General features: G+C 66.9%; 24 protein-coding genes. 8 read left to right on the forward strand and 16 right to left on the reverse strand.

The genetic code is table 11. From position 1 onward, the window contains the following. On the reverse strand, positions 1-671 hold a 671-nt coding region (locus ACN675_RS14585), incomplete at its 3' end, for a hypothetical protein (RefSeq protein WP_420751522.1). Positions 672-677: 6 nt separating this feature from the next. After that, a complete protein-coding gene (locus ACN675_RS14590) occupies positions 678-1,187 on the reverse strand; it encodes a hypothetical protein (RefSeq protein WP_420751523.1) in 510 nt (169 codons plus the stop codon). 313 nt (positions 1,188-1,500) lie between these two features. Between ACN675_RS14590 and ACN675_RS14595 the strand changes: the two genes are divergently transcribed. From ACN675_RS14595 to ACN675_RS14605, 3 genes are all read left to right on the forward strand, one after another. Further along, positions 1,501-1,935: a helix-turn-helix domain-containing protein gene (locus ACN675_RS14595; protein ID WP_420751524.1), complete on the forward strand. Its 435-nt coding sequence runs from the start codon at positions 1,501-1,503 to the stop codon at positions 1,933-1,935. A gap of 1 nt (position 1,936) precedes the next feature. After that, positions 1,937-2,488 carry a PIN domain-containing protein gene (locus tag ACN675_RS14600; RefSeq protein WP_420751525.1) on the forward strand — a complete coding sequence of 184 codons (552 nt, stop codon included), beginning with the start codon at positions 1,937-1,939 and terminating at the stop codon, positions 2,486-2,488. A 261-nt stretch (positions 2,489-2,749) separates the two neighbouring features. Next, a complete protein-coding gene (locus tag ACN675_RS14605; RefSeq protein WP_420751526.1) occupies positions 2,750-3,007 on the forward strand; it encodes a three-helix bundle dimerization domain-containing protein in 258 nt (85 codons plus the stop codon). Between the two features lie 521 nt (positions 3,008-3,528). Here ACN675_RS14605 and ACN675_RS14610 read toward each other — a convergent pair. The 5 genes from ACN675_RS14610 to ACN675_RS14630 form a co-directional block, all read right to left on the reverse strand. After that, a complete protein-coding gene (locus ACN675_RS14610; RefSeq protein WP_420751527.1) occupies positions 3,529-3,921 on the reverse strand; it encodes a DUF7144 family membrane protein in 393 nt (130 codons plus the stop codon). 259 nt (positions 3,922-4,180) lie between these two features. Further along, positions 4,181-5,527, reverse strand: a complete 1,347-nt coding sequence (locus ACN675_RS14615; protein WP_420751528.1) for a dipeptidase — start codon at positions 5,525-5,527, stop codon at positions 4,181-4,183. A gap of 3 nt (positions 5,528-5,530) precedes the next feature. Continuing rightward, positions 5,531-5,977, reverse strand: a complete 447-nt coding sequence (locus ACN675_RS14620) for a hypothetical protein (RefSeq protein WP_248673803.1) — start codon at positions 5,975-5,977, stop codon at positions 5,531-5,533. Then, entirely contained in the window at positions 5,974-7,428 is a 1,455-nt protein-coding gene (locus ACN675_RS14625; protein WP_248673804.1) for an APC family permease, read from the reverse strand. The genes ACN675_RS14620 and ACN675_RS14625 overlap by 4 nt, the downstream gene beginning before the upstream one ends. A gap of 75 nt (positions 7,429-7,503) precedes the next feature. Next, positions 7,504-7,656 carry a hypothetical protein gene (locus ACN675_RS14630; protein WP_420751529.1) on the reverse strand — a complete coding sequence of 51 codons (153 nt, stop codon included), beginning with the start codon at positions 7,654-7,656 and terminating at the stop codon, positions 7,504-7,506. A gap of 326 nt (positions 7,657-7,982) precedes the next feature. Between ACN675_RS14630 and ACN675_RS14635 the strand changes: the two genes are divergently transcribed. Beyond that, the gene (locus tag ACN675_RS14635) at positions 7,983-9,320 is read left to right on the forward strand and encodes an APC family permease (RefSeq protein WP_420751530.1); all 1,338 of its coding nucleotides are present in this window, start codon (positions 7,983-7,985) and stop codon (positions 9,318-9,320) included. 1,142 nt (positions 9,321-10,462) lie between these two features. On the opposite strand, the gene ACN675_RS14640 is transcribed toward ACN675_RS14635, so the two are convergent. Next, positions 10,463-10,750: an anthrone oxygenase family protein gene (locus ACN675_RS14640; RefSeq protein ID WP_420751531.1), complete on the reverse strand. Its 288-nt coding sequence runs from the start codon at positions 10,748-10,750 to the stop codon at positions 10,463-10,465. 448 nt (positions 10,751-11,198) lie between these two features. Between ACN675_RS14640 and ACN675_RS14645 the strand changes: the two genes are divergently transcribed. Next, the gene (locus tag ACN675_RS14645) at positions 11,199-12,263 is read left to right on the forward strand and encodes a PDDEXK nuclease domain-containing protein (protein WP_420751532.1); all 1,065 of its coding nucleotides are present in this window, start codon (positions 11,199-11,201) and stop codon (positions 12,261-12,263) included. Positions 12,264-12,498: 235 nt separating this feature from the next. Here ACN675_RS14645 and ACN675_RS14650 read toward each other — a convergent pair whose 3' ends face one another. The 5 genes from ACN675_RS14650 to ACN675_RS14670 form a co-directional block, all read right to left on the reverse strand. Beyond that, positions 12,499-12,711, reverse strand: coding sequence for a TOBE domain-containing protein (locus tag ACN675_RS14650; RefSeq protein ID WP_420751533.1), 213 nt, complete (start codon positions 12,709-12,711; stop codon positions 12,499-12,501). Between the two features lie 204 nt (positions 12,712-12,915). Beyond that, entirely contained in the window at positions 12,916-13,242 is a 327-nt protein-coding gene (locus ACN675_RS14655; protein ID WP_420751534.1) for a hypothetical protein, read from the reverse strand. 372 nt (positions 13,243-13,614) lie between these two features. Then, positions 13,615-14,925: a TerD family protein gene (locus ACN675_RS14660; RefSeq protein ID WP_420751535.1), complete on the reverse strand. Its 1,311-nt coding sequence runs from the start codon at positions 14,923-14,925 to the stop codon at positions 13,615-13,617. A gap of 190 nt (positions 14,926-15,115) precedes the next feature. Then, positions 15,116-15,733 carry a hypothetical protein gene (locus ACN675_RS14665; protein ID WP_420751536.1) on the reverse strand — a complete coding sequence of 206 codons (618 nt, stop codon included), beginning with the start codon at positions 15,731-15,733 and terminating at the stop codon, positions 15,116-15,118. Positions 15,734-15,808: 75 nt separating this feature from the next. Continuing rightward, positions 15,809-16,255 (reverse strand): anthrone oxygenase family protein, encoded by a 447-nt coding sequence (locus tag ACN675_RS14670; protein ID WP_420751537.1) that lies wholly within the window; start codon positions 16,253-16,255, stop codon positions 15,809-15,811. Positions 16,256-16,343: 88 nt separating this feature from the next. Between ACN675_RS14670 and ACN675_RS14675 the strand changes: the two genes are divergently transcribed. After that, positions 16,344-16,907 (forward strand): TetR/AcrR family transcriptional regulator, encoded by a 564-nt coding sequence (locus ACN675_RS14675; RefSeq protein WP_420751538.1) that lies wholly within the window; start codon positions 16,344-16,346, stop codon positions 16,905-16,907. Positions 16,908-16,960: 53 nt separating this feature from the next. Continuing rightward, entirely contained in the window at positions 16,961-17,809 is an 849-nt protein-coding gene (locus ACN675_RS14680; protein ID WP_420751539.1) for an ABC transporter permease, read from the forward strand. Between the two features lie 18 nt (positions 17,810-17,827). Here the strand turns inward: ACN675_RS14680 and ACN675_RS14685 are convergent, their stop codons facing one another. After that, positions 17,828-19,339: a glycosyltransferase family 39 protein gene (locus ACN675_RS14685; RefSeq protein WP_420751540.1), complete on the reverse strand. Its 1,512-nt coding sequence runs from the start codon at positions 19,337-19,339 to the stop codon at positions 17,828-17,830. 3 nt (positions 19,340-19,342) lie between these two features. Further along, on the reverse strand, positions 19,343-21,244 hold the full coding sequence (locus ACN675_RS14690) for a glycosyltransferase (RefSeq protein ID WP_420751541.1): 1,902 nt from the start codon (positions 21,242-21,244) through the stop codon (positions 19,343-19,345). Between the two features lie 198 nt (positions 21,245-21,442). Between ACN675_RS14690 and ACN675_RS14695 the strand changes: the two genes are divergently transcribed. Further along, complete coding sequence (locus ACN675_RS14695) at positions 21,443-23,683, forward strand: hypothetical protein (RefSeq protein ID WP_420751542.1); 2,241 nt, start codon at positions 21,443-21,445, stop codon at positions 23,681-23,683. Here ACN675_RS14695 and ACN675_RS14700 read toward each other — a convergent pair. Continuing rightward, on the reverse strand, positions 23,670-24,509 hold the full coding sequence (locus ACN675_RS14700; protein ID WP_420751543.1) for a glycosyltransferase family 2 protein: 840 nt from the start codon (positions 24,507-24,509) through the stop codon (positions 23,670-23,672). The genes ACN675_RS14695 and ACN675_RS14700 overlap by 14 nt on opposite strands. Positions 24,510-24,615 lie beyond the last annotated feature (106 nt).

The following is a 24,615-nucleotide window of genomic DNA, read 5'->3' on the forward strand; positions in this document are numbered from 1 at the left end:
TGCGCACGCAGCGCTCCGGCACACTCGACCGACGAGCCGATGTAGGTCGACATCAGATCGATGTCGGTGGCGACGAACCACGCCCGGTCCCGCGGCCACGACAGGTTCGGACGCCACGAATCCAGGGCGCGCACCGCGTCACGCACGGTGCCGTGGACCAGATAGTTCTCGCGCCCGGGGATGCTCACCCGCGGCCCGAATCTCGGCAGTCCCAGACGCTGTCCGGCGCCGCGACCGTCCCAGAACCCGAACCAGCAGTCGTCCGGGGTGCCGGTGTGCCCGGTGAGCACCGCGGCCAGCACTGCGACCTGGTCTTCGGGCATGTCCCCAATCTCGGGTGCCTCGTCCCACACGATGCCCGCACCGTCCCCGGCACCGCGGCTGGTCCCGGCGTGCAGCAGGGAGAACCACTCGACGGTCGGATGGACCACCCCGGCGGTCGCGGCCGCGACCTCGGCCCACCGCACCGGGACCTGTTCCCCGGAGTCGTGCTCGACGCGCATCGCCGGATGCAGGATCCGCGTGTAGGCCGAGTAGATCGGCGGCACCAACGATCCGACGGTGGAATCGAAGCGGGTCAGCGCGGCGGTGACCCAGTCACCGGCAGATACATCGCCGAGGACATCGTCCACCTGCCACGCGAGCTGCTGGTACTCGTAGCCTGGGGTCATCGCCGGTCACTCATCCCGCGGGTAGACGCGGGTGGCCCGGAACGAATATCCGTCCTGCTGCGCAAGTTCCCAGCCGAACTCGACCGTCGCCCCTACGCTCAAGGCACGGAACCCGGTTCCCTCGATGGTGCTCCAGTACACCCAGCACCCGCCCGGGGTGTCAGGAGAGTCCAACACTCCCCACCCCAGCTCGCCGTGCCATTCCCGCACCGTCCCCACCGTCTGTCCCATGGTGACGGTGATACTTCCTCCGCCGGGCACAGGTCGGTCATCGGGATGTCTGCCCAGGTCGGCATCCCTCGCAAAGTCCTCGTAGCGTTCCGGCTTTCCATCCTCGATCACAGGTTCTTCGACCGAGGGGTCGTAGTCGGAAGGCACGTTGTCGTACGTGGACATGGCGGTTTGCTGCTCCTCGATCGGGTAGTTGTCCGTGTCGTCGACGACGAGAGTGAGCGCTGCTACGACCGCTGCAAGCACACAAGCCCCGCCCACCATGTGTGTGAATCTCAGAGTCACGCTGCCTCCTCTCCGACAATGCCGTGAGCGTAGCGGTGACCGAGATGGTCGACAGGCTCCTCGGAAGCGGCCAGCGCCGCATGGCCGTTCCGGGCGCTCGTCACCGCCTCCATGTTGTTTCTGGAAGAACCCGATCCCCGGTCGATCGGTGTGCTGCTTGGCGATCGTCAAACAGCACACCCACGAAACCGAACCCGAACCCGAGCACAGCGGGCCGGGCAGATTTCCACCACGGCGGGCTTGCGACTCGAACACCGCCCACTTTTGCGTTTGTTTCGTTTGCTGCGTATATTTCGCTTGGAGGAGGTGGGGTATGTCCGCGATCGAACATCCGAGTGCCGTGGAGCAGGAACAGGCACGGCAGGCGCTGAACGCTCTTCGGGACGTGAAACCGAGTGCCGACACGTTCGATGTCACCGTCGCCGGCACGTCGGAGTCCGTGCACCTGCCGAGTTCCGCCCTGGAGTTGATCAAAGACGTCTTGGCGAACATGGCAGCCGGCCAGGGCGTGACCGTGGTCCCTGCGCATGCAGAGCTCACCACCCAGCAGGCCGCCGAGCTGCTCAATGTGTCGCGCCCGCACGTGATCAAACTCCTCGACCAGGGCCTCATCCGGTACCGGCTGGTGGGCCGGCATCGCCGGATCCTGGCATCCTCGCTCCTCGAGTACCGACGCACCCAGCAGGGCGATGCGCGGCGGGCCGCGGACGATCTCGCTGCCCTGTCCGAAGACCTCGGACTCTACTGACGTGACCTTCACCGTCCTCTACGACGCGAACGTGCTGTACCCGAACGTGCTTCGCGACGTGCTGATTCGCATGGCCCAGACCGGGCTGGTGCACGCCCGGTGGACCGACCGGATTCTCGACGAGACGTTCCGCAATCTCGCCGCCGACCGACCGGACATCCCCACCGAAACCCTGGCCAGGCTGCGGGAGCTGATGAACCGAGCCGTCCCGGACTGCCGGGTCACCGGGTACGAAGCACTCATCCCGGCCCTGAGGCTGCCAGACGAGGACGATCGGCATGTACTCGCCGCGGCGATCCGCTGCGGAGCGCAGGTGATCGTCACCGCGAACCTGCGCGACTTCCCCGATACCGAACTTGCCCAGTTCGGCATCGAGGCCCTGCACCCGGACGAGTTCGTCATGGACCTGTTCACGCTCGACGGGGCGCGGGTGCACCAGGCGATCAGCGCTACTGCCGCAGCGTGGCGTAACCCGCCCGGCACGCCGGCCGACGTATGCGACCGCCTCGCCGCGGCGGGCTTACCGATCTCCGCCGCGGCGTTGCGCCGCTGAGGCTCACGATGCGCGCCCGCGACCGGATGGTTCCGAAGGTTGTTCTCGTACTGATGTTTTGACACGGCAGATTCAGAATCAACTTGCGAGACACCTTGGACTGGCATGTCGATCCATTACGGACGGGCGGCGTGGGCCGTCTCGATACCAAGGAAGTCCCGATCCGCGGGCCCGGTTCACCGTGACCGCCCGGGCATCGCCCGGGCGGTCACGGTGAACGAAACCGTGTGCACCACAACCCCGTGGTGACAGACTGGACCGATGGACGGTACCACCGAGGACCAGGCCATCGTCCGTGTGCTCGACAACCTGCGTAGTCAGTTCCCCGGAATCCCGTCCGAGCACATCGAGGCCCTCGTCGCCGAGATCCATGCCCGGTACATCGACTGCAGAATCCGAGACTTCGTCCCGCTGTTCGTCGAGCGTCACGCTCGCGCGCAATTGCATGCAGGCTCCGGCGGTTCGGCCATCCGGTCGAGCGCCGACCCCGCGCCGCCGACGGTCGCGCAGGGACGCTGACGGTCGACCGACGCCGACCGCCGGTGGCCGGGAAAGTCACCGGCACCCCCTGGCAACGACGAGTTCCGGTTCGGGAGGAGCGCGGCAGTCCCGCACCCCTCCTGCATCCCCTCGGAATTCACCGGTCCCCGCACCGCCCGGGCACGCATCTGCTGTTTCGCTGCGCTGACAGCCGGTCGGCGGCACGGCCGTCCGGCATGCGACAGACGAGGACACACCGGTCCCCGGACTTTCTGCCGGAGCCGGCGACGATGCCGGCAAGTGCGGTCGGCGGGAGCGCCGGACGTGCCCCGGGTGACGAGCAATACCGTCGGTCGGCCGGCGGGGGGTGGGAGGAAGACAACGTACGGACCTTGACGCATGATGTGCGGTGCGGGGGTGGCCGCTGCCGGGGGCGACCGGAACCTCGTCGAGGAGTCGTTCGAGGCCGTCGAGCGTATCGGCGTGGAGCAACAACTGCCCCGGTCCCGATTCCCGGTAGTGCGCATCGGACAAGCGGGTTACCGGGTGGAGTCTTCGACTCAGCGGTAGTCGGCGCGCGGCTGCCAGGTCGAGATCGCCCAGATCACCACCACGTCGAGCGCGATGATCGCCATCGCCCACCCCGGGTAGTACGGCAGCCACATGAAGTTCGCCAGGATCGACAACGCCGCGATGACGATCGCCGCCACCCGCGCCCAGGTGACGCCGGTGATCAAGGCGATGCCCACGACCACCATGACCACACCGAGGACGATGTGGATCCATCCCCACGTTGTGAAGTCGAACTTGAACGTGTACTCCTGGCCCTGGACGAGCAGTTCGTCCTCGGCCACCGCGGCAAGTCCCTGGAAGAACTGCAGGACACCGATCGTAACCATGATGACTGCGGCCCCGACCGAGGTTCCCGCGGCGATCCCCTGTTTGACGGACATGCTTTCCTGATCGGTACGCGCATGCTGTGACACAGTTCGTCTCCCTTTGCCAACGGACGCGACGAGGCAAGTGTGCGCCGAATCATGCCTCTATCGCAGGAACTTCGGCTCATTGGCGGTAGCAGAATCGTCGCGCCGCACCTGCTCACAACGAGCACTCGGACACGACGACGAGAAGTACCGCTGCCCCTGCGGTTCCTTCTACGCACCGTGCTGGACCAGCGATACCTCGAAACCTGATCGTTCCCTTTCCTTCGTCTCACGGATGGATGCTCGCGTAGTTCTGCAGGAATTGGGCTTCGACCGCCGACATCGCCGCGATCTCGGCGGGATCGACGCTTTCGTTGGGGGCATGGATCAGGGCCCGTGGTTCTTCGACGCCCATCAAGATGATCTCGGCGTCGGGGTATGTGTCGGCGAGGACGTTGCACAACGGGATGGATCCGCCTTGTCCCAGCATGACCATGGGCCGACCGTAGGCCTGCTGCATGGCTGCCGCGAGGGCCTGATAGGCGGGTCCGTCGGTGCGGGCCCGGAACGGCGATCCGGAGGCTTCCACCTCGATCTCGACGGCGACTCCCCACGGGGCGGCGGCACGCAAATGGTCGATGAGGGCCTTCTGTGCCTGTGGGGCTTCGAGTCCGGGGGGTATCCGCAGGTTCAGGCGGGCGCGGGCCCGCGGCGCGATCGCCGCCGCCGAGCCGACCACCGGCGGGCAGTCGATGCCGAGGATGGTCAGGGCCGGACGCGCCCAGAGCATGTCGGAGACGGTGCCGTCGCCGAGCACGGATTCGGTGTCGAGCATGCCGGCGTCGGTGCGGAACTGTTCCGGTGGGTAGCGCTCGCCGGCCCAGGTCTGGTTGTTGTCCAGACCGTGGATAGTGGTGTTGCCCTTGGCATCTCGCAGGGTTGCCAGCATGGCGACCAGAGCGGCAAGGGCGTCCGGGGCGGCCCCACCGAACATGCCGGAGTGCAGCTCGGAGGTGAGCGCTTCGACGGTGACGACGACGTTGACCATTCCGCGCAGGCTGACGGTGGCGGCGGGTCTTCCCACGTCGGCATTGCCGGTGTCGCACACGAGGATCGCGTCAGCGCGCAGGAGATCTGCGTTGTCCTGGACGAACGCTTCCAGGCCGCCGGTGCCTTGCTCCTCCGACCCCTCGACCACGAGTTTGAGGTGCACGGGGAGTTCACCGCCGAGAGCTCGCAGCGCGGTCAGGTGAACGAGGATGTTGCCTTTGCAGTCGGCGGTTCCGCGTCCGTACCAGCGCCCGTTCTTCTCGGTGAGCTGGAACGGTGGTGTGTCCCAAGCGGTGTCGTCGAGCGGGGGTTGGACATCGTAGTGGGCGTAGAGCAGCACGGTCGGGGCCTGCGGGTTCGAGCATCGCCTCGTCCCGACCACGGCGTGACTTCCGTCGGCGGTTTCTTCCAGGCGGGCATCTGCGAAGCCTTGTCGGTCGAATTTCTGCCGTACCCATTCCGCCGCACGGTGACATTCTTCGGGAGGATATCGGCGGGGATCGGCCACCGATTGCATCGCGACGAGTTCGGTCAGTTCTTCCTTCACCTGCGGCATCAGATCGCTGATGCGCTCGGTCAGATCCATCGGTTACTCCCCTGCCACATCGCTGGTCTCGAGGTCGTCCACGAACTGCTGGAACTCGGGTAGTTTTTCGGGGCAGTAGATCTCGATGATCAGCAGTTCTCCTTGAACGACCCGATCGTCCACGATGACCGGTCGGGTGCCCGGTCCGCCTGCTCCGTTGACCATCTGGGACAGCAAGGTGGCGCGGGTCAACGGAGCATCGGGATTGGCGCAGACGGCCCCGCCGTCTTCGCCGAGCACCCTGACGATCTGGTCGCGCGAGGGGGTGCGGGCGCCGGCCTGGTCCAGGGCGGCGATGAGCTGGTCGGCCTTGGCCTCGGCTTCTCGGCTCGACGAGACATAGGGAAACAGGAGCAGGGCAATGACGGTGAGGATGACGATGACAAATGCGACGACCCCGTAGATGATCATGCGGTCACGGCGATTCCATGTTTCCTCCGCGGTGGTCATGACGAGCTCTCCTCGGGTTGTTTCCACGAAGGCTTGCGGGATTTGTAGAACAGGTAGGGCACCAGCAGGCCGAGGCCGAGCGCGCCGGCGGCGACGATCAGGAAGTAGACCCCGGCGTTGCCGGAACTGAACTGCGAGGGCGGGATGAAGCCGATGAGCAGAGCAGCGAGCGAGGCGGCGAAGCCGACGCCGCAGAGCCCGACGAGCATCGGAGCCCGGTAGCCGCGGGGGTGGTCGGGAAACTTGCGGCGCAGCCGGACCGCGGCGACGAACATCAGCAGGTACATGATCAGATACACCTGGGTGGTGATCACCGAGAAGATCCAGTAGGTGCTCGACACGTCCGGGATGAACGCGTACAAGAGGGCGATCACCGTGGTGACCAGACCTTGCGTGACGAGGATGTTCTGTTGCACTCCGTGCTTGTTCACCCGCTGCAGGAACGGCGGCAGGTAGCCTTCCTGCCGAGAGATCAGCAGCAGGCCCTTCGAGGGGCCCGCCAACCACGTCAGCATGCCGCCGAGAGAGGCGGCCACCAGCATGATTCCGATCACCGGGGTCAGCCATTGCCAGCCGAATTGTGCGAACACGGCGTCGAATGCCTGCATCACACCGGCGGTCAGGGACAGCTGTTCGGCGGGCACCACCCAGCTGATGGCCAGTGCGGGCAGGATGAAGATCAACAGCACCAGCCCCATCGCGAAGAACATCGCCTTCGGAAATTCCTTGGCGGGGTTGCGCAACGAGGAGACGTGAACGGCGTTCATCTCCATCCCGGAGTAGGACAGGAAGTTGTTGACGATCAACACCAGGCTGGCCAGTCCGGCCCAGGCCGGCAGCAGATGATCGGCCGTCATCGGAGCAGCCGAGGGGTTCCCCTGCCCGAGGAAGACGGCGCCCAGGATCACCAGCAGCACCCCCGGGATCAGGGTGCCGATGATCAGTCCGCCGCTGGCCAGGCCCGCAACGCCCTTGGTGCCGCGGGAGGAGATGTAGACCCCGGACCAGTAGCAGATCATGATGACCAGGGCGGTCCACACGCCGCTACTGGCCAAAGCCGGATTGATGACGTACGCGAGGGTGCTGGCCACGTATCCGAGCAGACTCGGGTAATAGAAGATCGTCATCGCGAACTGGCACCACACCGCCAGAAAGCCCATCGGCTTGGAGATCCCGAGAGCGACCCAGTTGTAGACTCCGCCCTCCCATCCGGACGCCAATTCGGCCGATACCAGCGATGTCGGGAGCAGGAACACGATCGCGGGCACCACGTACAAGAAGACGCAGGCGAGACCGTAGACGGCCATCGTCGGCGACGGCCGCAGACTGGCAACGGAACTGGTGGTCATCAACGCCAGAGCCAGCCACGAGATCCAGGACCCGGCCGGAACGCGGGTCCGTGCCTTCGACTCGGTGGGCGGCCGGTCGGCCGGGATGTCCGGGGCACTCATGAGATCCACCTGTGGGAGATCCGGTGCCGGGCGCTGTGAGCCCCGAGGTTGCATGTCATCCCAGTGCCTTCCTCGTCACGGCGCGATCGAGCGCCCCTGTGGTGGACCTGCGGTGTCGGTGTAGGTGCTCTGTTCCTCGGCGCCATCGGGCCATTCGACGAGCGAGACCGCAGCCGCACCGTTCACGGCATCGGCATCGCCGCTCGAGTTCCGCGATATGGATTTCATCGACCACGGTCGTCCTCCCCAGGCCGCTCATCGCCGCATTTCCCGTATGCCCGCAACTACCGAATCTTGCGCCTGCTCAGCCGGACGCCGCAGCGAATTCGGGTAAATACGACCGCTGCCGGCTTCGGGACGAATGAGCGTTTCGTCTCGCGGATCCGAAGATTCGGTGTCGGTGATCAACGGTCTCGCCGAACGGATCCGCCGGGATCGTGCATCGAGCACGACCCATCCCCGGAAGCGCCAGGGTGAGCACGGTCGACACCATGCAGATCTTTCGGTGGCCAAACCCGATTCCGACGGTCCTGCCGTGGGGAACTATGGACGGCATGGACGAGAAGGCTTCTCAGGTGCCCGGCGGCGACGGGGCGGCCGGCGCAGGGAGAGACGATTCGGTGGCGGTGCGGTCGATGACCGTGCGCGGTGCCGCCTTCCTGGGGGTCGGCTCGATGGTCGGGGCGGGGATTTTCGCGCTCCTCGGCGAGGCCGGGGCGGTGGCCGGGTCGGCTGTGTGGGTGTCGTTCCTGCTGGCGGGAATTGTGGCCACCTTGCAGGGCTATGCGGTAGCCAAGCTCGGTGCGCGATATCCGTCCTCCGGTGGCATCGTGACTTTCCTGCTGCAGGCGTACGGTCGAGGCCACACCACCGCCATTGCCTCCTGGCTTCTCTACTTCGCCGCTCTCATCGTGACCGCGATGGTCGCCGTCTCGTTCGGCAGCTATGGTGCCGCATTGTTTTTCGACGACTCCGTCGTGTGGGGCAAGGTCCTCACGGCCGCAGTGATCGTGCTCGTGGTCGCGGTCAACATCGCCGGCGCAACCTTCATCGATCGAGTCCAGACCACGATCGTGGTGCTGCTGCTGGCCGTCTTCGCGGTCTTCATCGTGGTTACCCTCGCGGACCTCGAACCAGCCCTGCTCGCCCCCTCCACCTATCCCCCGACGGTGGACATCGTGTCGAGTGTGGCACTGACGTTCTTCGCCTACCTCGGATTCACCGTCGTCAGCTTCACCGGCGGGGACCTTCCCGACCCGCACCGCAACCTGCCCCGCGCGATGTACCTGTCGCTGGGCATCACCGTGACCCTCTACATTCTGATTTCCGTCGGAGTCTTCGGGACGCTGCCGGTGGACGAGGTCATCGCGCATGGCGAGACCGCCCTTGCCGTGGCCGCCCAACCCGCTCTCGGCGACGCCGGCTTCGCGATCATGGCCCTCGCCGCACTGCTGGCGACCTCGTCGTCGGTCAACGCCAACCTCTTTGCGGCTGCCGGATCCACCAGAAAGCTGGCCGAATCCGGCATGTTCCCACCGGTATTCGGTCGTCGAGCATGGGTCGGTGGCACCCGAGGGCTGACCATCTCAGCCGCACTGATTCTGGTTCTGGCCCTGTCCGTCGATCTGAGCGCGATCGCCTCCCTCGGCAGTGTGGTGGCCCTCGCGATCTTCCTCGTCACGTCGATCGGCGCCTTCCGGCTCCGGCGGGAGATTGCAGCGGCAACCGGCATCCTCGTCACCGGAATCGCGTTGACCGTAATCGTGCTCGTCGTATTCGTGGTGCAGACCTTGCGGACCGCCCCGCAGACGTTTGCCGCAATGGTGGCGACGCTGGGATTGGCGATCGTGCTGGAGCTGATCTGGTCCCGGATACGGGCACACCGTAAATGATCGCAGAGACCGGGTCGCCCCCGATCCCACGCGGTCGTGGTACTCCGGCGAGCTCGTGGGACTTCTCGTCTATGTGACAGCCATCGTCACTTCCATCGGAATCCCTGCAGGGCAGCAAGTTATTCGACCTTGCCTGCCGGGCAGTGGGTATCGGCATCGTCGTGTTCGCACCCCTGATCGTCGTCCTTCTCGCTCCATCGCGAGGACGGCGCCGGCATACAGCGCGGCACCCTTGGCGCGGAAGACCCACACATCGAGGCGACCGGATCCGCTGAAGCCACGGTGGGCGAGTGTCCACACGGCAGGAGCTTTCCGTGTCTCCGTCGTCCCGTCGGGGTGGTAGATCGTCGTCGACGTGAGTTGCTTGATGAAGTCGGAAGGGCGTGCCATCGCCCCAGCTATTCGCGTTCCGACTGGGCCCCAGCCCGAACTCGACACTCGCAGGCCAGGAGTCGTCCAAACTTCGCGCACGAACGCGTGTTCGAGTTGACCGCCCCCACCTCGCGTGGGACCATCCCAAGATCATCTGAAAACAGTTCGACCCCGGCCGGTGCGGGAACACCGATCCGGGGTCTGGGCACACGACAGAAGGAAGCTGTCATGCACCGTAGGCTGGATTCTATCCACGCGCCCGATCGAGGCGCGCACCGGCGAGCGACTCCGCTCGATCCCCTGTCGACGTCCTGACACTTCCGCCCTTCGACCCCGCCGGTCGAGGGGCCACAGGCGTTTCTCTTACACGGTTGTGCACGAGGGCCGTTCCGGTAACCGAGGCATGACCGTGCCCGTCGCTACCCTCCCGTAGTCCGACGTCAGCGCATCGACGCTGCGGGTCTCCGGCCACGGAGCCGAACCCGAAACCGACAGGGCACCAGTACCTTCAGCCTCCGCAGCTGGTGGCGGAGCACCCGATCGCGCGGGTCGACACGAACGACCGGGTCCAGCCGAAGCCACACGTCACCACCCGACGTGGGGCCAGAAGTGCTGGCCGAGACGGTCTATCGGGGTATGGCGACCGGGCAGCGTTGGGGAAGGGGCCGAGCAGACTCAGCGACCCGTAGGGTCTCCGATCGGTTCAATCCAGCCGCCCGCAGGGCGTCCGCGTCGATTCGTGTTTGCCCGTGCAGGAATCCCACGGAACCTCACGCGAGCGCGACCACCAGCAGAACGAAGGCGCCGACGAGAACGCCGACCCGCGCGTAGTGGTAGCGATCCCACTGCCCGACCTGGTCCTGCCAGTCGTCCGGCGCTCCCCCACCCGCCCACGCGGCGACACGATTGTTGATCGGCACGAGCAGCACAACGGACATCACCACGCTGAGCACCAGCAGCGCCGTCGCCACGATCACCAGCGATGCGCGCGGCTCGCCCCACGCGAGGATCGACCACAGCACTCCGAGAGCGGTCGCGGCTGTGTACCAGGGCGGCATCACGCCACCCTCGGGGATTGCATCCAGGGAACGAAGGACTGCTGGTCGACTGGTAGTCGGCACTCCGGAATGCGCGCCGCGACCACAAGACCCTCGAGGACCTCACCGAGGTCTTCGACGAGATCGAACAGCGCGCCGACACCCCGTTCGAGGGACCTGTTCGCCGTGCTGGACGGATTGTGACCACCCCGGTCCGCATGCCGGGATCTGCAAGCGCGGCCGCACAATGTCTCTTCGGTGCGTGCACGCCATGCACGCACCGCACGCCCATCGCCTCGGACCCGGTACACGGTCCGCACGGCAGCAGTCGGTATCTCCGAGTAGCCATGTCCGATCAGGACCGAAGTCCGTCCTGGCTCACGTGGGTCAAGTCCCTGGCCGCCATGGCGGTGTACCGGCTCGGGGAGCCTCGAACGAACTGGTCGGAGGCGGGTGCAATGCTCGAGGCATGGCAGAGCTCGAACCCACGGACTACGCCGCTACGCTCGAGGAACTCAAGCGCCGCGTACACCAGGCGCGGTATCAGGCGCAGCGGAAGGTGAACACCGAGCTGATAGGCCTCTACTGGCAGATCGGCCGCACGATCTTGGATCGCCAGCAGACCGAGCGTTGGGGAACCAAGGTGCTGTCCCGTCTCGCCGCGGACCTACGCGCCGAGTTCCCCACCATGAAGGGCTTCTCGCGAGCGAACCTGTTCTACATGCGACGCTTCGCCGAGGCATGGCCCGACGAAGAAGCAATCATCCAACGACCCGTTGGACAATTGCCGTGGGGTCACATCGCCGAACTTCTCGACAAGCTCGACGACCAGGACCTGCGTGAGTGGTACGCCGCCCGGGACGTCGAGCACGGGTGGTCACGCTCGGTGCTCGCTCATCAGATCACCACCTGCCTCCACGGCCGTCAGGGTGCTGCGCCCTCGTACTTCGGCTCCGCGCTCGAACAGCGGGACTTCGAGCTGGCGCAGCAGCTCACCAAGGATCCGTTCGCGCTGGAATTCCTTGCGATCGGCGGCGACGCGAGCGAGCGGGAACTCGAGGAGCGTCTGGTCGCGCGGATCATCGACACGCTGCGCGAGTTGGGTCGGGGATTCGCATTCGTCGGTCGCCAGGTGCATTTCGACGTCGACGGGGACGACTTCTACGTCGACCTGCTGTTCTTCCACGTCGAGCAGTTGCGCTACGTGGTCATCGAGCTCAAGACAACGAAGTTCGACCCGCGTGATGCCGGGCAACTCGGCTTCTACGTTGCTCTGGTCGAGGATCGACTGCGGCTCCACGACATACACCAACCGACGGTGGGCATGCTCCTCGTGGCCGAGAAGAACGAAACCGTCGTCCGGTACGCCCTCGCCGGCACCCGGTACCCTGTCGCTGTTTTCCCGATACGACCTGACGGCATCCGCCCAGGCCGCTCTCCCCGCCGAAGAGACCCTCACCCGCGTCGCCCTCGAAGTCACCGCCCACGACGGTCGCCACGGGACACGTGCCGGACACTGAGCCCCCGCCCGTAAGGATCCTGCCTACCGGCCGAGGCGTGTGAGGGATGTGCGCTGCGCCCGCAGATCACGGCCCACGGTGGAGCATCGGGCATACCCGATGAGGATTTCGGTCAGCAGTCCGTCGCAGTCGAACACGACCCCGGACGCTGCTTTCGGTGCGGGCTTCACGGCCGCATTCAACCAGATCGGCTGTGGTTGCACCGGATTACAGGCACCCGGGGTGCGCCCGACCCGGTCGCCGGCGGGACTATTCGACCCCGAGCATGACCTCGGTGGACTTGACCAACACCGTCGCTGCGACTCCGGCCGCGAGACCGAGTTCGTCGACGGCCTCCTTGGTGATCGGGGCGGTCACGATCTGCTCACCGCCGTCGAGCTTGACCTTCACAGTTGCCATCACGGCGCCGACGGTGACCTCCGTGACCGTGCCGGTGAGCTCGTTGCGGGTGGACAAACGCATCGAAGGTGGACCTCAATGCCTCACCGGCACACAGAGCACGGTCGCCGGCGACCCCACCGTCAAGGACGACGACCGCGTCGACAGAAGGCGGCCGGCACGCTGCACTGCACATGGCCGGATACCGCGGGACGCCAATCGGGCGCCGGGGTGTTGCGGGTGTGCTGTTTGAGGATCGTCAAACAGCACAGCTCAAATCAGGGTGGATCAGGTGGAGAATCCAGCCGTTGCCGGAATGATGTAGGGAAGGTCGGCGAGGGTGAAGGTGGTCGTGATCCACCGGACCGGTAAGACCCATCCTCTGTAGTCCTCACCGTCCTTCTCGTCGTGGATCTCATGGCGGTAGGGCCTGCTCAGCTCAAGGCTGCGGGACGGCAGTTCGTTCCCGTAGACGGTGAGAATTTCCTCGTCGGCTGGCTGGGCTTCGCTGGTTACTTCACCGACGCCGACGTAGCCGGTCTTCGGGATGTAGGTGAAGATGCGGGCGCGTGATGGCCTCGGCCTTCGGCCAATTCGTGCGCCGCATACCTGCACAGAGCACCTTGCCGACAACGAAGATCATGTCAAGGATGGTGGAGCCGGATCTGTATCCGATACGGCCTCCCAGAACGCGCGGTAGCGCGGCGCTTTATCGACGTCCCCGAGGTCGATTCTTTCTTGGCTCGTTTCTCCCAGCACCCTCCCGCAGTCCGACGTCAGCGCATCGACGCTGCGGGTCTCCGGCCACGGAGCCGAACCCGAAACCGGCAGGGCACCAGCACCTTCAGCCTCCGCAGCTGGTGGCGGAGCACCCGATCGCACGGGTCGACACGAACGACCGGGTCCAGCCGAAGCCACACGTCACCACCCGACGTGGGGCCAGAAGTGCTGGCCGGTTCAAGACAGCCGCCCGCAGGGCGTCCGAATCTATCGTGGGCACGTCCCCTGGTAACGGTCGAGACCGCGGCCGCCGTTGCGCTTCTTGCTCCGACCCGTAGGACCACCCTTCGGGCTCCGCACCCAGGTGCCCTTCGAATCGAGCCCGGGCATGCGCTCGCTTCCGATTCTGCTGTAACGGGTTTCGCCGTCGACGGTCAGCACACCATCCTGCACGTCGATGTGCGCGACGGTCGCCCAGTAGGCGTTCTTCCCGTTCCCGACGTACACGAGAATCTCGTCGGCGTCCGGACCCGGCAGCCCGTCCTTGCCGGCCCGGCCGTATCGGATCGCGACGCGCGGCCGGCCGAACGTGTCGATCGCGCCGGTGCCGTTGTCGACGCTCTGATAGATGTTGACGAGCAGATCCCCGTTCTCGTCGGGGAGCACCCGAACCTGTTCGACGGCAGGCTTCTTGCCGCGCCCGGGCCCCTTGCTGTCACCGTAGTGATGGATGTACGGCCACGTTCCGAGATCGCCGCGGTGGCCGCGGTCGCCGCTGATCACGACGTATTCGTTGGTGTGTTCGTTGCGGCAGTAGAAGTACACGTCGAGATCGCCCTCGCCGAACTTCTTCACGTTCCCGGATCGGTCGTAGATGGCTCCACGGCCGTCCCATTCGAGGCCGACGGTGAGCACCCAGTTCGGATCGCCCTGGGACTTACGCAGGTCGATCCGGGCGGTCTTGTCGGCGGAATCCTTCGTGAGGGAGACCTGAACCTTCTCGAACGAGATGGGGCGCGCTGCCGGCTGAGGTGGGGTCACAGCAGCCGGCTCAACTGCCGACTCAGCTTGCGGCTGAGCAGATCCCGGTTCGTCGACAACGATGCCGTGGTCGGTCGCGAATGCCGCCAGACCGTCCTGATAGCCCTGACCGACCGCGTCGAGACGCCATCCAGTGCCACGACGATAGAACGCGACGACCTGCAGAACGGTCTCGGTGGTCAGGCCGGGCGGGGTGAATTCGATGGTCTGTCGAGCGCCCCGGATCTCCGCGCGGAGCCCGGGCACGTCGCCGAATCGCCGACCCTGCGCTTCGGTGCTCGCCGCGACGAGCACCCGGTGGATGTCGTCGGGGACAGCGGACAGGTCCACAGACGCGGACGTGTCGGACGTGAGTCGGACGCCGGGAGCCTTCGGGTTGTTGAAGAAGACGAAGTCCTCGTCCGATCGCACCCGTCCGTCGGCGGTGAGGAGCACGGCGGTGAGATCGACCGCGCCCACAGGACCGCCGGTGACGAGTACGACCTCGTATCCGAGATCGACAAGGTCGGTCTTCGACCCCTTGGACACTGCACTCATCCGCGATCACCTGCTTCTGCCGTCATCCCGTTCGCAGCGAAATCGGCTGCAACGCATACAACGTAACCTGCACCGCGGGTTCCCCGCTCCTACGGCGGCCACCTCAGGTGATAGCACTTCCTACCGTTCGATCCTGGTCCATCATTTCGAAACACACTGCGCCACATCGGCATTCGAAACAACGACGGGACTACTCGGGTGCCTCGTCCCACGCCTCACGCAAGTGATCGAGGACCGCCTCGGCAAACCATCGATTGTGGTAGCGGCCGTACGACCCCTTCCCCTTGGCGACCAACCTGTCGGCGAGGCGCCTGACCAGCTCTGCATCATCGATGAGTGCCACGAACTGTTCGTTCGAGGCGTCGTCGAGCAGGTTGATCCTGATGACGACGGCGTCGCCCTCGGCCGATGCGAGCTGGGAGCGGTGGAATCGCAGATTCGGAAACTGCGAAGTCAATTCGTCGAACGTCTTTCCCGTCCGGCTCTCGAGCGCCGCACGGGAGACATATACCGACACAGACCACACGTCGATATCCCGGTCCTCGATGAATGGGTTCTCGACGTGGAGAACTTCCATCGGCCCGATGTTGAGCGTGAACAACCGTCGCCCTCGATCGGTGGCCGGCAGACAACTCAGCGTCCACCTCTCGACTTCACCGGAGGCCGGATCGTCGAAGGCCAGGTCCAGATACAACGCGACGAGGTCGAGGCAGATGATCAGTACGTCCTCGTCGCTCGCGAGTTCGCGGAAGTTCTCCTCGGATGCCGAGGGATACTCGTTCTCGCTGTTGCCGTCACCGGTACTCACTCGGCGCTACCACCTTGTTCTGCTCGTAGAGACCAGCAGAACTGTATAGATGCCGCTATCACCCCTCACGGAACCTCACGCGAGCGCGACCACCAGGAGGACGAACGCGGCGACGAGGACGGCGACCCGCACGTAGTGGTAGCGATCCCACTGCCCCACCTGATCCTGCCAATCGTCCGGCGCTCCCCCGCCCGCCCAGGCGGCCACGCGATTGTTGATCGGCACGAGCAGCACGACGGACATCACCACGCTGAGCACCAGCAGGGCCGTCGCCACGATCACCAGTGATACGCGCGGCTCTCCCCACGCGAGGATCGACCACAGCACTCCGAGAACTGTCGAGGCGATGTACCAGAACGGCATGGCGCGACCGAGCACGCGGGCGCCGTCGCTGCGTGCGATGAGTGCGCCGTCGCCCGGAAGGCGCGCGAGCATCGGGTTGACGAACACCGCGACCGCGAACTCCACGCCCACCAGCAAACCGACGATGACGACCGTGAGGACGGAAACCGAGTCCAACATGGGGACCTCCAGGATCTAGCAATGCTAGTTCTTCTGTCGATGACAACACTAGCACTGATCGAAGAACTAGCAGTGCTAGAATTCGACGATGCCGGTCAACGAACGCAAAGCCCGCGACAGAACCGCCCGTCACCGCCTGATCGTGTCGACCGCCCGCCGACTCGCCGAGGACGAGGGCTGGGGCGCGGTCACCACCCGGCGGCTGGCCGAGCAGATCGAATACAGCCAGCCGGTGCTCTACAGCCACTTCCGCGGCAAGGACGAGATCGTGACGGCGGTCGCGCTGGACGGATTCGTCCAACTCGGGGACGAACTCACCGAAGCCGTCCGCACAGAGCCCGGACCGCGCGCGCTGGCGACCACCTACCTCGCTTTCGCCCAGGCCCACCCCGCCGTGTACGAGGCGATGTTCGAACTCACCACCGATCTGCAGTTCGCCGACACCGAGACTCCCGCACCGCTGCGCGACGCGTTCCAGGTTCTGCTCGACACCCTGGGACCGTTGTCCGGGGCGGTCGATCCGGAGCTGTTCACCGAGGTCTTCTGGGCCGCTCTGCACGGCCTCGTCGGTCTCACCCGCTCGGGCCGGATCCCCGCGCAGGACACATCCCGGCGCATCGACGTGCTCGTGGAACGCTTCACCGGAGCGTGAACGACGCCCTCGCCGGGGAAGAGGCAACCGCGCGCCGAGTACCCTCGGTACCCGTGTCTGCCCCTTCCGTCCTCGACGATGCCCCGATCGAATCGTCCTCGCGCACGTTCAAGCGTGCGTTCAAGGACCTTCGCGAGGGCTTCAACCATCGTGAACTGTGGCTCCACCTCGGATGGCAGGACATCAAGCAGAGATATCGCCGGTCGGTACTCGGCCCGTTCTGGATCACGATCGCGACCGCGGTGTCCGCGGTCGCGATGGGCCTGCTCTACGGCACGCTGTTCAACCTCGACCTCGCCGAGTTCCTGCCGTACGTCACGCTGGGCTTCATCGTCTGGAACCTGATCCAGGGATCCATCCTCGAGGGCGCGGACGTGTTCATGTCCAACGAGGGCCTGATCAAACAGCTGCCGACGCCGCTGAGCGTGCACGTGTATCGGCTGGTGTGGCGGCAGATGATCCTGTTCGCCCACAACATCGTCATCTACTTCGTCATCCTGATCATCTTCCCGCAGCCGTTGAAGTGGACGGCGGTCTTCGCGATCCCCGCGCTCGCCCTGATCGCGATCAACGCGGTGTGGGTGTCGCTGGTGTTCGGCATCCTGGCGACCCGCTACCGCGACATCGCGCCGCTGCTCGGCAGCCTCGTGCAGCTGCTGTTCTTCATGACGCCGATCATCTGGACGGAGAAGACCCTCCAGGGCACCGGCAACGAGGGCCGCGCGCGGATCGCCGAGATCAACCCGCTGTACCACTTCCTCGACATCGTGCGCACGCCGCTGCTCGGCGGCGACCAGCAGCTCTACCACTGGGTGATCGTGCTGGGGGTGACCGTCGTCGGCTGGGCGCTGGCGCTGGTCGTCCTGCGCAACTACCGCTCGCGCGTCGCCTACTGGGTCTGAGTGCACCCGCGGTGAACGTCACCGCACGAAACGGATCACCTGGCTGACGTTGAACTGCCGGCGCTCGTCGATCCGGAAACCGGCCTGCAGGAGCCCGGCGTACTCCGGCGTCGACTCGAACCGGTGCGGCGGGAGCGTCCACCACTGGTTCGACGTGTGGTAGATCCGCTGTTCGGTCGTCCGCTCGGCGTCCGCGAAGAACCACACCACCTCGCACGTGGACAGCTGCCCGGCGACCGCCTGGAACGGCAGGTTCTCGTCCCACAGCCAGCCCTCCGCGGCGGCGGTCCGTCCCAGGCCCAGGTCACGGGTGCCCGCGAAGGTCTCCGGCCGGGCCGTGATCACCAGCCGCTGCGACGCCGGATTCCACGCGGCGCCCCCGAACAGCACGCAGTCACCGGGCGCCAGCCGACCGGCGACGTCGTGGTTGACCGTGCTGAAGTCCATGCCGCTGGGGTCGGACCACTGGCCGCGCTGCGCGACGAACGACGGCACGGACAGCAGCACCAGCGCACCGGTGACGCCGACACTCGCCCACGTCCGGACGGCCACGGCCGCGACGGCAGCGGCACCGACCAGGGCGACCGCCGGGGTCGTGAACGTCAGGTACCGGTCCAGGTAGACCGGGGACGCGACGAGCGAGTACGTCACGAGCATCGCCATCGGCACGACGATCCACGGCACGGCCACCACGAGAACACCGTGTCGCTGCACCCGCGTGCGTCGTAGTAGAGCCGCCACGAGCCCCACGACGATCAACACCGTGAACGCCACCGCGAACCAGGGGGCGCCCAGGAACCACTGGTACTCCCAGACGATCCGCGGCAGGTTCCGGTCGATCGGCGGAATCCACGTGGTCTGCCCGGCCTGGGCGAACGCCTCCGCCACGAGCGGGACGGCCACAGCCGAGCCCGCGACGACCGCCCCCAGCCACGCGCGCCCGCGACGCCGCAGGTCGCCCCGCAGCGCCAGGGTGATCAGGTGGGCCGGTATCAGCGCGATCGTGTACACGAACAGCACCACCGACAGCGCCAGCACGGCGGCGTAGAGCAGCCACCATCGGACCCGGCCGGACTCGCACCCCACGATGAGCAGCACGGTCAGCCACACGGCGGCGGCCGCGGACGGGGCGTAGCTGCGGGCCTCGACCGCGGCCCACGTCACGCGCGGGAGCAGCAGGAAGACGACGCCCGCGATCACGCCCAGCCGGCGGTCGCCGAGTTTCCGGCCCAGGACGACGACGCCGCCGGCCGCGGCGCCCACGGCCAGGACGCTCGGCACCCGTGCCGAGAACTCCGAGGCCCCGAACACGGTGAACCAGTACCACATCGCCACGTAGTAGAGGCCGTGGACGACGTCGACGTTGCCGAGCACCCGGTCCAGGTCGACGCGCGAGCGCTGGGCCACCGAGAGGGTGGCCAGCTCGTCGTACCAGAAGGAGGGCCGCCACGACCCCCACGCTGCGACGATCGAACCCAGCAGTGCGACGAGGACTGCATCCCGCGCGCCCGCCGGGGTCCGATCGGCCATGGGCTACTGCCCGTACAGGCGGGCCCAGTTCTCGCGGCTGGTGAGCTGCGGCGCGGCTTCGCGATACCGCAGGGACACCGCGGGCGTCTCCTTCTTCAGTGCCTGCAGCGCCTGCATACCGCGCCGGAGCAGTGCGACGGCCCGCTTCTTGTCCCGCTTGCGGACGCGGACACCTTCCTGGGAGGCGTCGGTGACCACGGCGTGCGAGAACAGCGAGACGTGCCACCAGTGCGCGTCCGACGACGGGATCGCGACCGGATCGGCCGGGAGCGTGCCACGCCATTGGTTGACGGCGCGCTTGGCCAGCACCGCCCATTCGAGGCTCTTGCGCGGAGGCGGTCCGGCCGGGGTGATGAACATGTCGGCCGCACAAAGGTCCGGCACGTTGTTCGCGTTGTGGCGGATCGTCTCCCCGTACTCCGCGCGCTCACGACGGATGGCGGCCGCGGCCTCCATGCCCCCGTCGCGCAGGAATTCGGGTCCTCGCAGGAAGTCCTCGATGGCCTTGATCAGGGTGAACGCCATGCCGTACTGCATGGAGACGAGGTAGCGGAACAGGTCGGTCCGCAGCTGCTTGGCCAGTGCCTTGCCGTCGAGTTCGGTGTGCAGCGCGGCGGTGATCATGGCGTTGCGGAGGTTGAAGTAGCGGTGCCACTCGTCCCAGTCCTTCCACGCGAAGTCCGCGTGCCACACCGCGGCGCCGGGGAGCGTGACGGTCGCGACACCGTTCGCCCGCGAGCGGTAGCCGTACTCGATGTCGTCCCACTGGAAGAACAACGGCAGCGGGTAGCCGACCTTCTCGACGACCTCCGACGGGATCAGGCACGACCACCAGCCGTTGTAACCGGCGTCGACCCGGATCTCCTGCTGCTTCTTGAGCGTGCTCTTGTCCGCGAACGCGTTCTGCACCTCGATACCGGCCTGGAGACGCTGCAGGTCCGCGACCTCGGCGCCGACGTGGACCCGGTCGGGATGCAGCAGGTACAGCATCTGCGCGCCGACGATCGCGGGTTCGACGGTGCAGTTCGCGAACGTGTTGAGCCGGACCACCGCTTCCGGTTCGCACAGGACGTCGTCGTCCATGAACACGATGTTGGCCCCGGGGTTGCGCGACGCCCCGGCGACCTCGTACAGGCCGCGGGTGAATCCGCCGGCACCGCCCAGGTTGGGCTGCGTGACGTAGACGAGGCGGTCGCCGAGTTCGGAGGCGACGCGGCGGAACTCCGGCCGGGTCTCCACCCGGTCGTTGCCCTGGTCGACCACGTGGATCGACTGCACGTCGGCCATCGCCGTCGGGTCGTTCGCCATGGCGGCCAGCGTCGCCGCGCAGTCGTCGGCGCGGTTGAAGGTGCAGATGACGACCGCGGCCTTGCGCAGGGACTTCGGCGTGGGGACCGTCCAGCGGGCGTTGTCGACGGTCAGCTCGCCGGAGCTCGTGGAGATCCGCGCGAAGAGGGCACCACCGTCGACGAAGCGGTCGATCGGGGTGGACACCGTCACCGTGGTGGGCGCGCCCTTCGACGACACGGGAGTGGTGGCGACGATCCGTCGCCGGCCCAGGGTGTCGGTGGCGACCAGTTCGATGCGGCCGTCGCCGTCGATCTCGGCTTCGAACGCGACCTCGGTGACCGCGGTCCAGCGCTGCCAGTAGCTGGCGGGGAACCTGCCGAAGTAGGTGTCCGTTTCGATACGGCTCCGGCGGCCGAGGTGCACGCGGGTCCGCTCGCGGTCCACGGTCCCCTTGGCGGTGACGTACATGTCGTCGCTGACCAGCGGGGACGGCCCCGCGAACAGCGCTCGCTGAGCGGTCTGCCGGGCGGCGGGACGCTCGAGGACGGACGAGCCGTCGGCCGCGGCGCCGACCCCTCCTGCCGGTTCGATCGCAGCGATTTCGGCTTTGTCCATTCCGTCCGAATACCTTTCAGAGCCTTGCTCTCAGAGCGTTTGCTTCCCCCAGCACACAACTCGTCCCAGGCTACCAACGTGCCTGGAAGCGGCAGACAGGACTGCGAATCGCCGCCCGCCGGGTCGGGCGTTTCCCGAGCACCCCCGCGTTATCCTGAGGCCCCTGGCCAGTCCCCGTCCCGACCCCCTGGAGCGCATGTGACGTCCGCCGTCGAACTCGCGTCGCGGCGGCAGCGCTGGCTCTGGGGCACCGTGGTGACGGCGGCGGTGACGGTCACCTATCTGGTGATCCTGGCGGCCGACGATCGGTGGTTCTACACCGACGACACCGAATCGGGTGCGGTACCGAACTGGATCTTCCTCGGCCGGATTCTGCGGACCGGACAGTTCCCGAGTCTCGTGCCCGAACAGTGGATGGCCGGCAATTATCCGGTCGAGGGACAGGGCGGGCTCTGGAATCCGCCGCAACTGCTCGTCAACCTGATCTCACCGTCGGTCGACAACATGGTGCTGCTCGCGACCGGTGTGAAGTGGGCTTTCTCCGTCCTGCTGGCGCTCGGGGTGTACCGGATCTGCCTGGAGTACGGCGCCCGCGCGCCCTGGGCCGCGGTGGCCGGCGCCGCGGTTCCCTTCACCGGGTTCGCGCTGTTCTTCGACCAGGCGACCTGGGTCACGGCCCTCACCGGCGCCGCCTGGGTGGCCCAGGCGTGGGCGAGTTCGCTGCGCTACCTGCGCGGCCGCTCCGGTCCCCTGCCGGCGTTCGTCTTCCTCTATCTCGCGATCAGCGTCGGCTACGTCTTTCCCGCCCTCGTCGCCGGGATCCTCACCGGCTGCCTCGTGATCGGCGAACGGATCCATCGGCAGTCGTGGCGCCCCTCGCTGAAACTGGCGATCGTGGGGGCCTGCGCCGCGGCGGGCGGACTGATCACCTATCTACCCGGGGTCCTGTCGAGCTCCGTCACCTGGCGCTCCGACCAGGGCTTCCAGAACGACAACTTCCTCACGGCACCCTGGTCGGACACCCTCAACTCCGGCATCCCCTCGGCGTTGCCCGCCATCGAAGCCTGGTTCGGGGAGGTCCAGCCGTTCCCCGTCACCTACATCGCCTGGTTCGCCGTCCCGGCGCTCGCCTTCGTGGACTGGAAAGCCGTGCACCGCTCGGTGCGCAGCCTCGCGGGCGCACTGATCTTCCTCGCCGCGATGCTGATCGCGACGGCGGGACCCAGTGTGATGGGGCCGTTGCGCTGGCCGGCGCGGCTGCTGCCGATGTTCGCCCTCGCGGCACTCGTCGTGGTGTGCGTGCTGGTCAGCCGCCACGGCACGCTCCGCAATCTCCCGGCCCGCGCGGGTGCGGCGGCCACGCTCGTGCTGGTGATGACGTTGCGCGCGGGGTCCTCGTCCCCGGAGTTCATGAATCGTCACGTGCTCTGGGCCGCCGCCGTCCTCCTCGTCGGGGCCCTCGTCCTGTGGACCGCGCGCCACGCCGGCGAGTGGGTGGTGACGACGATCCTGCTGCTCTCGGCCCTGCCGGTCGTGTACTTCCAGGTGGCCTCGACGACCCCGCACCCGCTCGCGTGGGATCTGCCGGCCCGGCAGTCGGTCGCGAAGGCGAACTTCCCGGACCGGCCGGGGACCACGCTGCAACTCGGCGACCGCGCCCTGGTGCTGCGTTGGACGGCGAACCCGGAGGGCGTCTATCGCTCCCTCGTGTTCGGCAACTTCGCCAAGTCCCTCGACGAGACCTACGTCAACGCCTACACCCCCATCGGCTTCGAGGAATTCGCCTTCCACCTGTGCATGCGGCACGACGGATCGAGTTGCGACGACGCGTTCGCCGCCGCCTTCGCCACCGAACCGAGTACCGGCCGGACCTACGTGGATCTGATGCTCGTGGATCGGGTGGTGCTCCAGCGCCGGCAGTACCCGGACGCCGACTCGGAGCCGGCACCGCCCGGCTGGCGGTGGGTGCAGTCCCCGCCCGGGTCCGCGGATGCCGTCGACGCGGTGGTCCTGGAGCGGATCGACGGGCCGATCAGCGGCCGCAACGGGCGCATCTCCTTCACCGAGGGAGTGACCGCGACCTCGATGGCCGAGGACTACGCGACCAGCCGGGTCCGCGTCGATTCGGTGGACGGCGGACGCGTCGTCTTCGCCCGCCTGAACTGGCCCGGCTACACGGTCACGCTGGACGGCCGGCCGCTGGAAGCGCGGTCGGTGGACGAGATGTTCCTCGCCGTGGACATTCCCGCCGGGACCGAGGGCGGGGACCTCGTCGTGAGCTGGACCCCGCCGGGACAGGGAGTCGGATTCGTCGGACTGGGCCTGGGCATCGCCGGCGCCGCGGTCATGGAGGTGCTGTACCTGCGGGACCGACGGAAGACCCGGAAGGAACGCCCGGAAGAAGACCGGGCGCGGGTCGCGGCCGCTACGGCGGGGTGAGACGCGACCGGAACAGGGTGTAGAACACCCGCCGTTGCAGCGCGGAGAGTTCGGCGCGGCGATTTCCCTTCCACACGTCGGCGGCCCGCAGCCCGCCGGGCAGTTCTTCGGCCACCCACCGGTGGTAGGCCTTCGCCTGCCGGGCCTGCTCGGCGACGAGGGCCACGCTCCATTGACCGGCACTGACCCGGAACCCGCCGACGACCTGCCGGAGCGCGTACAGATCGCCGTGGAACAGCACCTTCGAGTAGGAGGCCATGTCGATGAGGTAGGGGAATCGGCCGTCCCATCCGCCGGCCCGTTCGAGAACGTCGCGCCGCATCGTCACGCACATCGGCTCGCCGAAGACGTTGGTGCCGAGGCGCACCGTGCGCCGGATCGCCTCCGCACCGGGCACCAGGCCGGACAGTCCCTGGAGCCCGCGTCCGCCGATCATCTTCTCGCCGCGCGCGTCGAGGATGTCCCGCTGCGACGCCACCGCCACCGCCGACGGGTGCGCATCCAGCGCCGCCACCTGGGCCGAGAGGGCACCCGGATAGAGCAGGTCGTCGCCGCACACCAGCTTGACGTACTCCCCGGTGGCCTCGGCCGTCACGCGCTGCCAGTTCCGGGGAGCGCCGCCGCCCGCCGGGGTCGACAGCAGCGTCACGCGCGGGTCGTCCTCGTACTTGTGGAGCAGGTCGGCGGTGCCGTCGGGGGAACTGTGATCGGCGATGATCAGCTCGAAATCCCCGAAGTCCTGCGCGAGCACGGACTCGACCGTGGCCTCGATGAACGGCGCGTTGTTGTAGGCCGGAATTACGACGGAGAGTTTCGGCCTCGTCACTGCTCATCCCGTTCTCTGTGGGGCCCGCGCGGGCAGGCCGGTGGACGGCGACACCGTACATCGGTACGGTTCGTGCCCGGAAACTGCCCCACGCGACGTATAAACT

Source organism: Rhodococcus sp. O3 (assembly GCF_048897285.1).
GTDB lineage: Bacteria > Actinomycetota > Actinomycetes > Mycobacteriales > Mycobacteriaceae > Rhodococcus.

Bases quoted from the DNA above. Each gene is read 5' to 3' on its own strand.
- ACN675_RS14670 (WP_420751537.1), bottom strand. From the start codon at position 16,255: ATGTTGGACTCGGTTTCCGTCCTCACGGTCGTCATCGTCGGTTTGCTG.
- ACN675_RS14675 (WP_420751538.1), top strand. From the start codon at position 16,344: ATGCCGGTCAACGAACGCAAAGCCCGCGACAGAACCGCCCGTCACCGC.
- ACN675_RS14625 (WP_248673804.1), bottom strand. From the start codon at position 7,428: ATGAGTGCCCCGGACATCCCGGCCGACCGGCCGCCCACCGAGTCGAAG.
- ACN675_RS14690 (WP_420751541.1), bottom strand. From the start codon at position 21,244: ATGGACAAAGCCGAAATCGCTGCGATCGAACCGGCAGGAGGGGTCGGC.
- ACN675_RS14660 (WP_420751535.1), bottom strand. From the start codon at position 14,925: ATGAGTGCAGTGTCCAAGGGGTCGAAGACCGACCTTGTCGATCTCGGA.
- ACN675_RS14615 (WP_420751528.1), bottom strand. From the start codon at position 5,527: ATGGATCTGACCGAGCGCATCAGCGATCTGATGCCGCAGGTGAAGGAA.
- ACN675_RS14645 (WP_420751532.1), top strand. From the start codon at position 11,199: ATGGCAGAGCTCGAACCCACGGACTACGCCGCTACGCTCGAGGAACTC.
- ACN675_RS14595 (WP_420751524.1), top strand. From the start codon at position 1,501: ATGTCCGCGATCGAACATCCGAGTGCCGTGGAGCAGGAACAGGCACGG.
- ACN675_RS14635 (WP_420751530.1), top strand. From the start codon at position 7,983: ATGGACGAGAAGGCTTCTCAGGTGCCCGGCGGCGACGGGGCGGCCGGC.
- ACN675_RS14620 (WP_248673803.1), bottom strand. From the start codon at position 5,977: ATGACCACCGCGGAGGAAACATGGAATCGCCGTGACCGCATGATCATC.
- ACN675_RS14685 (WP_420751540.1), bottom strand. From the start codon at position 19,339: ATGGCCGATCGGACCCCGGCGGGCGCGCGGGATGCAGTCCTCGTCGCA.
- ACN675_RS14650 (WP_420751533.1), bottom strand. From the start codon at position 12,711: ATGCGTTTGTCCACCCGCAACGAGCTCACCGGCACGGTCACGGAGGTC.
- ACN675_RS14605 (WP_420751526.1), top strand. From the start codon at position 2,750: ATGGACGGTACCACCGAGGACCAGGCCATCGTCCGTGTGCTCGACAAC.
- ACN675_RS14630 (WP_420751529.1), bottom strand. From the start codon at position 7,656: ATGAAATCCATATCGCGGAACTCGAGCGGCGATGCCGATGCCGTGAAC.
- ACN675_RS14640 (WP_420751531.1), bottom strand. From the start codon at position 10,750: ATGCCGCCCTGGTACACAGCCGCGACCGCTCTCGGAGTGCTGTGGTCG.
- ACN675_RS14610 (WP_420751527.1), bottom strand. From the start codon at position 3,921: ATGTCCGTCAAACAGGGGATCGCCGCGGGAACCTCGGTCGGGGCCGCA.